The organism is Pseudomonas sp. B7(2017) (assembly GCF_002112745.1).
Taxonomy (GTDB): Bacteria; Pseudomonadota; Gammaproteobacteria; order Pseudomonadales; family Pseudomonadaceae; genus Aquipseudomonas; species Aquipseudomonas ekonensis.
The window spans coordinates 41,232-53,114 of sequence record NZ_NEIP01000024.1 but is presented as its reverse complement, the minus strand read 5'-3'; the positions used below and the strand labels follow the sequence as shown (position 1 = coordinate 53,114).

Annotated in this window: 9 protein-coding genes; 4 read left to right on the top strand and 5 right to left on the bottom strand. The window is 65.3% G+C overall.

The window, feature by feature from the left end:
- The first annotated feature begins 60 nt into the window (after positions 1-60).
- A complete protein-coding gene (locus CAG29_RS26690; protein WP_085579561.1) occupies positions 61-1,020 on the top strand; it encodes a nucleoside-specific channel-forming protein Tsx in 960 nt (319 codons plus the stop codon).
- Positions 1,021-1,035: 15 nt separating this feature from the next.
- Complete coding sequence (locus CAG29_RS26685) at positions 1,036-2,073, top strand: purine nucleoside permease (RefSeq protein ID WP_085695399.1); 1,038 nt, start codon at positions 1,036-1,038, stop codon at positions 2,071-2,073.
- 63 nt (positions 2,074-2,136) lie between these two features.
- Here the strand turns inward: CAG29_RS26685 and asd are convergent, their stop codons facing one another.
- The 5 genes from asd to leuC all read right to left on the bottom strand — a co-directional run bounded on the left by asd (position 2,137) and on the right by leuC (position 7,434).
- Positions 2,137-3,249, bottom strand: coding sequence for an aspartate-semialdehyde dehydrogenase (gene asd / locus CAG29_RS26680; RefSeq protein WP_085579557.1), 1,113 nt, complete (start codon positions 3,247-3,249; stop codon positions 2,137-2,139).
- A 66-nt stretch (positions 3,250-3,315) separates the two neighbouring features.
- The gene (gene leuB / locus CAG29_RS26675) at positions 3,316-4,398 is read right to left on the bottom strand and encodes a 3-isopropylmalate dehydrogenase (RefSeq protein ID WP_085579555.1); all 1,083 of its coding nucleotides are present in this window, start codon (positions 4,396-4,398) and stop codon (positions 3,316-3,318) included.
- A gap of 57 nt (positions 4,399-4,455) precedes the next feature.
- Positions 4,456-5,223 (bottom strand): class I SAM-dependent methyltransferase, encoded by a 768-nt coding sequence (locus tag CAG29_RS26670; protein WP_085579553.1) that lies wholly within the window; start codon positions 5,221-5,223, stop codon positions 4,456-4,458.
- A 133-nt stretch (positions 5,224-5,356) separates the two neighbouring features.
- A complete protein-coding gene (gene leuD, locus CAG29_RS26665; protein ID WP_085579551.1) occupies positions 5,357-6,001 on the bottom strand; it encodes a 3-isopropylmalate dehydratase small subunit in 645 nt (214 codons plus the stop codon).
- A gap of 2 nt (positions 6,002-6,003) precedes the next feature.
- A complete protein-coding gene (gene leuC / locus CAG29_RS26660; protein ID WP_085630661.1) occupies positions 6,004-7,434 on the bottom strand; it encodes a 3-isopropylmalate dehydratase large subunit in 1,431 nt (476 codons plus the stop codon).
- 141 nt (positions 7,435-7,575) lie between these two features.
- Here leuC and CAG29_RS26655 point away from each other — a divergent pair, with 141 nt between their 5' ends.
- The gene (locus CAG29_RS26655; protein WP_085579547.1) at positions 7,576-8,466 is read left to right on the top strand and encodes a LysR family transcriptional regulator; all 891 of its coding nucleotides are present in this window, start codon (positions 7,576-7,578) and stop codon (positions 8,464-8,466) included.
- Between the two features lie 69 nt (positions 8,467-8,535).
- A complete protein-coding gene (locus tag CAG29_RS26650; protein WP_085637783.1) occupies positions 8,536-11,814 on the top strand; it encodes a PAS domain S-box protein in 3,279 nt (1,092 codons plus the stop codon).
- The last annotated feature ends 69 nt before the right edge of the window (positions 11,815-11,883 follow it).

Below are 11,883 nucleotides of genomic sequence, written 5' to 3'. Positions count from 1 at the left end.
TCGACCCAGAACCGTACAAGCCCGGAATTCCGGGCCTGGATCCGCAAAAAAGGACTTTGAATGCACGTTCCCTCCTGCCGCCCTGCCCGCGGCGCGCGCACGTTTGCCGTTTCCCTGCTACTGGCCGGCGTTACCGGACTTCTCAGCGACAGCCTTCTGGCGCAGCCTGCGCAGGGCGAAGAGTCGGCCCAGGGCGAAACCCTCAGCCCCGAAGCCAGCCCGCCGAAAAAAGGCGCCTACCTGTCGGACTGGTACAACCAGAACCTGACCCTGATCGGCAGCAAGGACATCAGCTTCGGCCCTCGTCCGGCCGACGACATCTACCTGGAATACGAGTACTTCGGCCGCAAGGGCCCGTTCGAGCTGTACGGCTACATCGACATCCCGAAGATCTTCAACATCGGCAACAGCCACGACAAAGGCGTGTGGGACCACGGCTCGCCGGTGTTCATGGAGCACGAACCGCGCATCTCCATCGACTATCTGGCCGGCCGCAGCCTGGCCATCGGCCCGTTCAAGGAGTGGTACGTGGCCTTCGACTGGATCTACGACCACGGCAGCAACAGCGCCAACCGCGCCAACACGCTCTACAGCGGCCTGGGCACCGACATCGACACCCATTCGCGGGTCAACCTGTCGGCCAACCTGTACGGCCGCTACCAGTGGGAGAACTACGGCGCCAGCAACGAGTACTCGTGGGACGGCTACCGTGCGCAGCTCAAGTACATCGTGCCCATCGACCGCTTCAGCAACGGCGCGTCGCTGACCTACATCGGCTTCACCAACTTCGACTTCGGCTCGGACCTGCACAAGGACAACCCCGCCCGCACCGCCAACGCCACAGTGGCGACCAACGTGCTGCTGTACTCGTTCACACACCTGCGCTTCACCCTGGTGGGCCGTTACTTCCACAACGGCGGCAACTGGGAGGACGGCAGCGAGCTGAACTTCGGCGACGGCGACTTCCGTGCACGCTCAAACGGCTGGGGCTACTACGCCGGCATCGGTTACCAGTTCTGATCACAGGAGGTTTTCATGAAGGCAATGACGCGTGTTTCCCTGGCCGCTGCGGCCCTGCTCTCTTCCACCGCCTGGGCGGCGACTGCGCCTGCCCAGCCCGAGCCGCTGCGGCCCAAGGTGGTGCTGATCACCATGTTCGCTCCCGAGGCGCAGCACTGGATCGACCGCCTGCACCTGACCCAGCAAGTCCGCGTGCCGGGGCTGTCGGCCGAGTACCCGACGGTGCGCTGCAATGCCCGGCAGGTGTGCCTGATGGTCACCGGCATGGGCCAGACCAACGCCGCCGCCTCGACCCTGGCCTTGGCGCTGTCGCCGCAGTTCGACCTGCGCAAGAGCTACTTCCTGATCGCCGGGATCGCCGGCATCAGCCCCAAGCACGGCACCCTCGGCACCGCCGCGTGGGCGCACTACCTGGTGGAGTTCGGCACCCAGTGGGAGCTGGACGCCCGTGACGCGCCCAAGGACTGGCCGACCGGCTACCTGGGCATCAACACCCGCGGCCCGAACGAAAAGCCGCCGCTGGACTACAAGACCGAAGTGTTCGAGCTCAACCCGAGGCTCCAGGCCAAGGCCTTTGCCCTGAGCCGCCACGTCGCGCTCAGCGAAAGCAAAGAGTCGGCGGCCTGGCGCCTGAAGTACCCGCAGGCCCCGGCCAACCAGCCGCCGACGGTGACGCAATGCGACACGCTGGCGGGCAACACATGGTTCTCCGGCACTCGCCTGAGCGAGCGGGCCGAGGTCTGGACGCGGTTGCTGACCGACGGCAAGGGCGAATACTGCACCACCCAGCAGGAGGACAACTCCACCTACGAGGCCCTGGTGCGCGCCAGCCGCGAAGGCCGGGTGGACGTGCAGCGCCTGGCGGTGGTGCGGGCCGGCTCGGACTTCGACCGCCCCGCCCCGGGCGGCAGCGAAGTGGACAACCTGCTCAAGTACGCCGATCAGGGCGGTTTCGCGCCGGCCCTGGAAAACCTCTACCGCACGGGCAATCCGTTGGTGCAGGACATCCTCGAACACTGGCCGGTGTGGGAAAAGGGCGTGCCGGACGCTTGATCGCCGGGCAAGAAAAAACCCGCACCTTTGGCAAGGTGCGGGTTCGTTCGTTTCAGCGTCGGATCAACGCTCCAGCAGGATCCGCAGCATGCGGCGCAGCGGCTCGGCCGCGCCCCACAGCAGTTGGTCGCCGACGGTGAACGCGCCGACGAACTGCGAACCCATGTTCAGCTTGCGCAGACGGCCGACCGGGATGTTCAGGGTGCCGGTGACCTTGGTCGGGCTCAGCTCCTGCATGCTGATGTCGCGGTTGTTCGGCACCAGCTTGACCCAAGGGTTGTGCTGGCTGATCAGCCCTTCGATGTCGGCGATCGGCACGTCCTTGTTCAGCTTGATGGTCAGCGCCTGGCTGTGGCAGCGCATGGCGCCGATGCGCACGCAGATGCCGTCGACCGGGATCGGGCTCTTGAAGCGGCCCAGGATCTTGTTGGTCTCGGCCTGGGCCTTCCACTCTTCGCGGCTCTGGCCGTTCGGCAGTTCCTTGTCGATCCAAGGGATCAGGCTGCCGGCCAGCGGCACGCCGAAGTTCTCGGTCGGGTAGGCTTCGCTGCGCATGGTTTCGGCCACGCGGCGGTCGATGTCCAGAATCGCGCTGGCCGGGTCGGCCAGTTGGTCGGCCACGGCGGCGTGGGTCGCGCCCATCTGCTTGATCAGCTCACGCATGTTCTGCGCGCCGGCGCCGGACGCCGCCTGATAGGTCATGGCGCTCATCCACTCCACCAGGCCGGCCTCGAACAGGCCGCCCAGGCCCATCAGCATCAGGCTGACGGTGCAGTTGCCGCCGATGTAGTTCTTGGTGCCCGCGTCGAGCTGCTGGTCGATGACCTTGCGGTTGACCGGGTCGAGGATGATCACCGCGTCGTCGTTCATCCGCAGGCTGGACGCCGCGTCGATCCAGTAGCCCTGCCAGCCGGCTTCGCGCAGCTTGGGGAAGACTTCGTTGGTGTAGTCGCCGCCCTGGCAGGTCAGGATCACGTCGAGGGTCTTGAGCTCTTCAATGCTGTAAGCGTCCTTGAGCGGAGCAATGTCCTTGCCCACGGACGGGCCTTGGCCACCGACATTGGAAGTGGTGAAAAACACCGGCTCGATAAGATCGAAATCCTGCTCTTCCAGCATCCGCTGCATGAGCACGGAACCGACCATGCCGCGCCAACCGATCAGACCTACACGTTTCATCGCAACTACACCTTCTTGAAAAGTGGGCCGCTGCTTCGCATTGAATTTCGCAGCGGGCCCGAGAGATTACAGATTCCGCAGCGCGGCGACTACTGCGTCACCCATTTCCTGCGTACCGACTTTAGTGCAACCGGTCGAAAAGATGTCGCCGGTGCGCAGGCCCTGGTCCAGGACCACGCTGACGGCCTTCTCGATCGCATCGGCCGCGTCCTGCAGATTGAAGCTGTAACGCAGCATCATCGACACCGACAGGATGGTCGCCAGCGGGTTGGCGATGCCCTTGCCCGCGATGTCCGGCGCCGAACCGTGGCAAGGCTCGTACATGCCCTTGTTGTTGGCGTCCAGCGAGGCCGACGGCAGCATGCCGATGGAGCCGGTGAGCATCGACGCTTCGTCGGACAGGATGTCGCCGAACATGTTGTCGGTGACGATCACGTCGAACTGCTTCGGTGCGCGCACCAGCTGCATGGCGGCGTTGTCGACGTACATGTGGCTCAGCTCGACGTCCGGGTAGTCCTTGGCCACCTGCTCGACCACTTCGCGCCACAGCTGGCTGGAGGCCAGGACGTTGGCCTTGTCCACCGAGCACAGTTTCTTGCCGCGCACGCGGGCCATGTCGAAGCCGACGCGGGCGATGCGGCGGATCTCGCTTTCGCTGTACGGCAGGGTGTCGTAGGACTGACGCTCGCCGTTCTCCAGTTCACGGGTGCCACGCGGAGCGCCGAAGTAGATGCCGCCGGTCAGCTCGCGGACGATCAGGATGTCCAGGCCGGCGACGATCTCAGGCTTCAGGCTCGACGCGTCGGCCAGTTGCGGGTAGAGGATCGCCGGGCGCAGGTTGCCGAACAGGCCCAGTTGCGCACGGATCTTCAGCAGGCCGCGCTCAGGGCGGATGTCACGCTCGATGGTGTCCCACTTCGGGCCGCCCACGGCGCCCAGCAGCACCGCGTCGGCGGCACGGGCGCGCTCCAGGGTCTCGTCGGCCAGCGGCACGCCGTGCTTGTCGATGGCGGCGCCGCCGATCACGTCGTGGCTCAGCTCGAAGCCCAGGCCGTACTTGTCGTTGGCCAGTTCCAGCACCTTGACCGCCTCGGCCATGATTTCCGGACCGATGCCGTCACCCGGGAGAATCAGAATCTGCTTGCTCATGCTTTCCTCATGTCTTCAGTCGGTGCGCCGCTGACCGGCGCGCCCGGAAAAATGTATTCAGCGTTCGGCCATCAGCACCAGTACATCTGTACTGAACGAACCGTCGGCCTCAATCTCAAAATATTCGCGCACTTCGTCGCCCATCGAGCGCTGCAGCTCGCGGATCGCGGCGCGCATCACCTCAGGGGTGCGCATGCGCTCGACCCAGCTGTTGTATTCCAGACGCAGGCGCTGACGCGCGGTGCTACGGGTGTGCAGACCGGCCTCGCTGACCTGGCGCAGCCACTCGCCGGCCGAATAGTCGCGCACATGGCTGGTGTCGCGCAGCACTTCGACGCTTTGCAGGTACGTGTCGAACAGCGGACTGCCGGGCGACAGCACATCGATGAACGCCGCCACGCCACCGGGCTTGAGCACTCGCCGGACTTCGCGCAGGGCCAGCCCGAGGTCGCTCCAATGGTGCGCCGAATAGCGGCTGAACACGAAATCGAATTCGCCGTCGGCGAACGGCAGGCGCTCGGCGGCGCCGTTCACCGTGACGATGTTGCCCAGGCCCCGGTCGACGGCGGCGGCCGCGACCACGTCGAGCATCTGCTGCGACAGGTCGTAGGCCACCACTTCTTTGGCCAGGGCGGCGACATGAAAGCTCACATGGCCCGCGCCGCAGCCCAGATCCAGCACCCGCGCCCCGCCCTGCCCGACCAGTTCGGCCTGCAGCAGCGCGAACTCGGCGCCTTGGGCGTGAACGGCGCTGCTCAGGTAAGCGGCGGCCTGTTCACCGAACTGCTTCTGTACGACCTGGGTGTGCTGGGCGGTGGTGCTCATGGTGGACTTCCTTTTTGGGTGAGCCTTGTGTTGTCTTCTGGGCCCCATCGCGAGCAGGCTCGCTCCTACAGGGGAACGCGGTTCAATGTAGGAGCGAGCCTGCTCGCGATGGCGTCATCCGCCCTGTTCGAAATCAGGCGTCGCGGAACAACCACGGCTGGCTCTTGCGATGCGCCGCTTCGAACGAGGCGATGGCGTCGCCGTCCTGCAGGGTCAGGCCGATGTCGTCCAGACCGTTGAGCAGGCAATGCTTGCGGAACGCGTCGATCTCGAAGCGGTGCACCTTGCCGTCCGGACGGGTCACGGTCTGCGCCTGCAGGTCGATCTTCAGCTGGTAGCCCGGTTCGGCCTCGACTTGCTTGAACAGCTCATCGACCTCTTCCTCGCTCAGGATGATCGGCAGCAAGCCGTTCTTGAAGCTGTTGTTGAAGAAGATGTCGGCGTAGCTCGGCGCGATGATGCTGCGGAAACCGTACTCGTCCAGCGCCCATGGCGCGTGCTCGCGGCTGGAGCCGCAGCCGAAGTTCTCCCGGGCCAACAGCACGCTGGCGCCCTGGTAGCGCTCGGCGTTGAGCACGAAGTCCTTGTTCAGCGGCCGCTTGGAGTTGTCCTGGTACGGCTGGCCCACGTCGAGGTAGCGCCATTCGTCGAACAGGTTCGGGCCGAAGCCGGTGCGCTTGATCGACTTGAGGAATTGCTTGGGGATGATCTGGTCGGTGTCGACGTTGGCACGGTCCAGCGGCGCGACGAGTCCCTGGTGTTGAGTGAAAGCCTTCATGGTTACTGTGCTCCCTGGATCAATTCACGAACGTCGATGAAACGACCGTTCACCGCCGCCGCAGCGGCCATGGCCGGGCTGACGAGGTGGGTGCGGCCACCGGCGCCCTGACGGCCTTCGAAGTTGCGGTTGGAGGTCGAAGCGCAGTGCTCGCCGGACTCCAGCCGGTCCGGGTTCATCGCCAGGCACATCGAGCAGCCCGGCTCGCGCCATTCGAAACCGGCCTCCAGGAAGATCTTGTCCAGGCCTTCGGCTTCGGCCTGGGCCTTCACCAGGCCCGAGCCCGGCACCACGATGGCCTGCTTGATGGTCGAGGCCACCTTGCGGCCCTTGGCGATCTCGGCCGCCGCGCGCAGGTCTTCGATCCGCGAGTTGGTGCAGGAACCGATGAACACGCGGTCGAGCTGGATGTCGGTGATCGCCTGGTTGGCGGTCAAGCCCATGTATTTCAAGGCGCGGACGATGGAGTCGCGCTTGACAGGATCCGCTTCCTTGGCCGGGTCCGGCACGTTCTGGTCAACGGCCAGCACCATTTCCGGCGATGTGCCCCAGCTGACCTGCGGCTTGATCTGCGCGGCGTCGAGCTCGACCACGGTGTCGAAACGGGCGTCGGCGTCGGACACCAGGTCCTTCCACGCCTCGACCGCCTGCTCCCATTGCGCGCCCTTGGGCGCGAACGGGCGGCCCTTGACGTATTCGACGGTCTTTTCGTCCGCCGCCACCAGGCCCACGCGGGCGCCGGCCTCGATGGACATGTTGCAGATGGTCATGCGGCCTTCGATGGACAGGTCGCGGATGGCGCTGCCGGCGAACTCGATGGCGTGGCCGTTGCCGCCGGCGGTGCCGATCTTGCCGATCACGGCCAGGACGATGTCCTTGGCGGTCACGCCGAACGGCAATCGGCCGTCGACGCGCACCAGCATGTTCTTCATTTTCTTGGCGACCAGGCACTGGGTGGCGAGCACGTGCTCGACCTCGGAGGTGCCGATGCCGTGGGCCAGCGCGCCGAACGCGCCGTGGGTGGAGGTGTGGGAGTCGCCGCAGACCACGGTCATGCCCGGCAAGGTCGCGCCCTGCTCGGGGCTGATCACATGCACGATGCCCTGACGCACGTCATTCATCTTGAATTCGACGATGCCATATTCGTCGCAGTTGTCGTCGAGGGTCTGGACCTGCAGGCGCGAGACCTGGTCGGCGATGGCGGCGATGCCGCCCTTGCGCTCCGGCGTGGTCGGTACGTTGTGGTCCGGGGTCGCGATGTTGGCATCGATGCGCCACGGCTTGCGCCCGGCCAGACGCAGGCCTTCGAAGGCTTGCGGCGAGGTCACTTCATGGATGATGTGACGGTCGATGTAGATCAGCGCCGAACCATCGTCGCGCTGCTTGACCAAATGCGAATCCCAGAGCTTGTCGTAGAGCGTTTTGCCGGCCATCAGACGGTTTCCTCATCAGCTTGTTTCTATGCCCTGGGCTTATCGATAACCCTTTGGCTTGTGAGGCCGATCCTATGGCGTTAGATTGAATAACTCAAATTCATATTTTTTATGCTTTGAATAACCAACTGGAATACGAAAATGGACCTGGCCAACCTCAACGCCTTTATCGCGATCGCCGAGACCGGCAGCTTCTCCGGCGCCGGGGAACGCCTGCACCTGACGCAACCGGCGGTCAGCAAACGCATCGCCGGCCTTGAACAGCAATTGAAGGTGCGCCTGTTCGACCGGCTGGGCCGCGAAGTCGGCCTGACCGAGGCCGGCCGGGCCCTGCTGCCGCGGGCCTACCAGATCCTCAATGTGCTGGACGACACCCGCCGGGCCCTGACCAACCTGACCGGCGAGGTCGGCGGCCGCCTGACCCTGGCCACCAGTCACCACATCGGCCTGCACCGCCTGCCGCCGCTGCTGCGCGAATTCACCCGCCGCTACCCGCAGGTCGCGTTGGACATTCAGTTCCTGGATTCAGAAGTGGCCTACGAGGAAATCCTCCACGGCCGGGCGGAACTGGCGGTCATCACCCTGGCGCCGGAGCCCCACGCGCTGGTCAAGGCCACGCCGGTGTGGGACGACCCCCTGGATTTCGTGGTCGCCCCGGAGCATTCGTTGCTCGGCAACGGCGCCGTCAATCTGGCGGACATCGCCGGCCACCCGGCGGTGTTCCCCGGCGGCAACACCTTCACCCACCACATCGTGCAGAAGCTGTTCGAGGCCCAGGGCCTGACGCCGAACATCGCCATGAGCACCAACTACCTGGAAACCATCAAGATGATGGTCTCCATCGGCCTGGCCTGGAGCGTGCTGCCGCGCACCATGCTCGACGATCAGGTGGCGCGCATACCTTTGCCGGGCATACAGCTCAGTCGCCAGCTAGGCTATATCCTGCACACCGAACGGACGCTGTCGAACGCCGCGCGGGCCTTCATGGCCCTGCTGGATGCACAAATCGATCTGCCAGGGACTCACGGCTAACTTGTGCTACTCCTATAGAGCCGCCTTTCCCTGTGCCTAACGCCCAAATCAGCTCAAGGCCCGTCAACAATGCCGAAATCTGTCGACCGTATTCCGCCGATGCCACGCATTCAGGCCATTGACCCGCGGCGTTCCGAGCAGAGCTGGGAAAGCGCGCCGCAGCTGCTGGCGGCGCTCAACGGCGCGCGGCTGGGCGCCTGGTACTGGGACATCGAGCGCGGCAAGATCAGCTGGTCGCGCGGCACCCAGGCGCTGTTCGGCTTCGATCCGCGGCAACCGCTGCCCGAAGACCTGGAATACCTCGACCTGCTGCCGCCGGAGGACCGGGCCAAGACCGTCCGCGCCTTCCACGCCGTGATCGCCGGCGCGCCGCTGGAACAGGCCATGCACCACCGCATCCGCTGGCCCGACGGCAGCCTGCACTGGCTGGAGATCAACGGCAGCCTGCTGCCGGACAAGCACGGCCGGCCCCGAATGATCGGGGTGATCCGCGAAATCACCCACCAGCGCCAGCGGGAACAGGCCCTCACCAGTTCCGAGAAACGTTTCGCCACACTGTTTCACCTGTGCCCCAACATGGTGCTGCTGACCCGCCAGGAAGACGGCCTGATCAGCGAGGCCAACCAGTATTTCGAAAGCCTGTTCGGCTGGCCGGTGCAGGACGCCATCGGCCGCACCACCCTGGAACTGGGCCTGTGGGTGCACCCGGAGCAGCGGGCGGAGCTGGTCAAGGCCACCAAGGCCAAGGGCGAGCTGGTCAGCCGCGAGGTGCAGTTCCGCGCCAGCAACGGCCAGATCCACGACGGCATCCTCAGCGCGCAGAAGGTCGAGCTCGAAGGCCAGCCGTACCTGCTCAGCACCTTCCTCGACACCACCGAACGCAAAGCCGCCGAGCACGCCCTCAAGGACAGCCAGGAACGCCTGGACCTGGCCCTGGACTCCGCGCAGCTGGGCACCTGGGACTGGGACATCCCCACCGGCATGCTCTACGGCTCCGCCCGGGCGGCGCAACTGCACGGCCTGGAGCCCAAGCCTTTCCACGAATCGTTCGAGGAATTCTTCGAAGGCGTGCCCGGCGAAGAGCGCGACAGCATGCGCGACGCCTACCGCAGCCTGCGCGAAGGCCCGGCCGGCAATTACCAGCTGACCTACCGCGTGCAGTTGCCCGACGGCAGCTCCCGCTACCTGGAAAGCCGCGCCCGCCTCTACCGCGACGAGAACGGCGTGCCCCTGCGCATGGCCGGCACCCTGCTGGACATCACCGACCAGGTCGAACGGGAACAGCGCCTGGTGGCGTCCGAGGAGAAATTCGCCACGCTGTTCCAGGTCAGCCCCGACCCGATCTGCGTGACCCGCCAGGAAACCGGGGAATTCATCGAGATCAACTCCAGCTTCAGCCAGACCTTCGGCTGGAGCGCCGCCGACGTGATCGGCCGCACCGCCGAGGACATCGGCCTGTGGGACGCCTCGGCGAAAAGCCTGCAACGCATCGAGCGGGTGATCCGCGAGCAGGGCCTGAGCAACGTGGCGATCATCGTCCAGCACAAGGACGGCCAGTCCCTGACCTGCGTGATCTCCAGCCGCCAGATCAGCGTCGGCAACCAGCCCTGCATCGTCACCACCCTGCGCGACATCACCCAGCAGCAGCGCTCTGAAGCGGCGCTCAAGGCCAGCGAAGAGAAATTCGCCAAGGCGTTCCACTCCAGCCCCGACGCCATCACCATCAGCGAGCGCGACACCGGGCGCTACCTGGAGGTCAACGACGGCTTCTGCCGCCTCACCGGCTACCGCGCCGACGAAGTGATCGGCAAGACCATGTACCAGGTGGGCATCTGGGCCGAAGAGAAACAGCGCTCGGCCCTGTTGGCCGAACTGCAGATCAAGGGCCGCGTGCACCACCAGGAAATGCTCGGGCGCAACAAGCGCGGCGAACTGCTGACGGTGGAGGTCTCGGTGGAGCCGATCACCCTCAACGAAACCGCCTGCCTGCTGCTGACCGCCCGGGACGTCAGCCTGCTCAAGAACGCCGAGGCGCAGATCCGCCACCTGGCCTACCACGACCCGCTGACCAACCTGCCCAACCGCGCGCTGCTGATGGATCGCCTGAGCCAGCAGATCGCCCTGCTCAAGCGCCACAACCTGCGCGGCGCGCTGCTGTTCCTGGACCTTGACCACTTCAAGCACATCAACGATTCCCTCGGGCACCCGGTCGGCGACACGGTGCTCAAGATCATCACAGCACGCCTGGAGGCCAGCGTGCGCATGGAAGACACTGTCGCGCGCCTGGGCGGCGACGAGTTCGTGGTGCTGCTCAGCGGCCTGGAAGGCACGCGCAACGAAGTCAGCAGCCAGGTGCGGGAGCTGTCCGACACCATCCGCGAGCTGCTGTCGGAGCCCATGTTCCTCGACGGCCAGCGCCTGCAAGTGACGCCGAGCATCGGCGTGGCGCTGATCCCCGACCACGGCTCGACCCCGACCGACCTGCTCAAGCGTGCCGACATCGCGCTGTACCGGGCCAAGGACTCCGGCCGCAACACCACGCAGATGTACCACAACACCATGCAGAAGGCGGCCAGCGAGCGCCAGCGCATGGAAACCGACCTGCGCCTGGCGCTGTCGCGCAACGAATTCACCATGCACTACCAGCCGCAGATCGACGCCAAGGACAACCGCATCATCGGCGCCGAGGCCCTGGTGCGCTGGAACCACCCGGAGCTCGGCGCGCAGTCCCCCGCCGAATTCATCAAGGTGCTGGAGGACAGCGGGCTGATCCTTGAGGTCGGCACCTGGATCCTCGACGAGGCCTGCGACGCCTTCAAGCAACTGATCGCCGAAAACCTGATCGACCCGCTCAATTTCACCCTGTGCGTGAACATCAGCCCGCGCCAGTTCCGCCAGAACGACTTCGTCGAACGCATCGAACAGAGCATGACCGGCCACGGCCTGCCCTGCTCGCTGCTGAAGCTGGAGATCACCGAAGGCATCGTGATCCAAAACCTGGAAGACACCATCAGCAAGATGCGCCGCCTCAAGAAGCTCGGCGTGACCTTCGCCATGGACGACTTCGGCACCGGCTATTCGTCCCTGACCTACCTCAAGCGCCTGCCGGTGGACACGCTGAAGATCGACCAGTCGTTCATCCGCGACGCCACCAGCGACCCCAACGACGCCGAGATCATCCGCGCCATCGTCGCCATGGCCCGCAGCCTGGCGCTGGAGATCATCGCCGAGGGCGTCGAGACCCCGGAACAGCTGGAGTTCCTGCAAGGCTTGGGTTGCCACCTGTATCAGGGTTACCTGTACAGCCGGCCGTTGCCGCTGGAGGCGCTGAAGACGTTGCTCAAGTGAGGTTGGGGGGCGTTTTGTAACCGCCTGCGTCTGCGCCGGGCCGGCATTTGCCAGTGCCTGCCGCAACCT

Bases quoted from the DNA above. Each gene is read 5' to 3' on its own strand.
- CAG29_RS26690 (WP_085579561.1), top strand. From the start codon at position 61: ATGCACGTTCCCTCCTGCCGCCCTGCCCGCGGCGCGCGCACGTTTGCC.
- CAG29_RS26685 (WP_085695399.1), top strand. From the start codon at position 1,036: ATGAAGGCAATGACGCGTGTTTCCCTGGCCGCTGCGGCCCTGCTCTCT.
- asd (WP_085579557.1), bottom strand. From the start codon at position 3,249: ATGAAACGTGTAGGTCTGATCGGTTGGCGCGGCATGGTCGGTTCCGTG.
- leuB (WP_085579555.1), bottom strand. From the start codon at position 4,398: ATGAGCAAGCAGATTCTGATTCTCCCGGGTGACGGCATCGGTCCGGAA.
- CAG29_RS26670 (WP_085579553.1), bottom strand. From the start codon at position 5,223: ATGAGCACCACCGCCCAGCACACCCAGGTCGTACAGAAGCAGTTCGGT.
- leuD (WP_085579551.1), bottom strand. From the start codon at position 6,001: ATGAAGGCTTTCACTCAACACCAGGGACTCGTCGCGCCGCTGGACCGT.
- leuC (WP_085630661.1), bottom strand. From the start codon at position 7,434: ATGGCCGGCAAAACGCTCTACGACAAGCTCTGGGATTCGCATTTGGTC.
- CAG29_RS26655 (WP_085579547.1), top strand. From the start codon at position 7,576: ATGGACCTGGCCAACCTCAACGCCTTTATCGCGATCGCCGAGACCGGC.
- CAG29_RS26650 (WP_085637783.1), top strand. From the start codon at position 8,536: ATGCCGAAATCTGTCGACCGTATTCCGCCGATGCCACGCATTCAGGCC.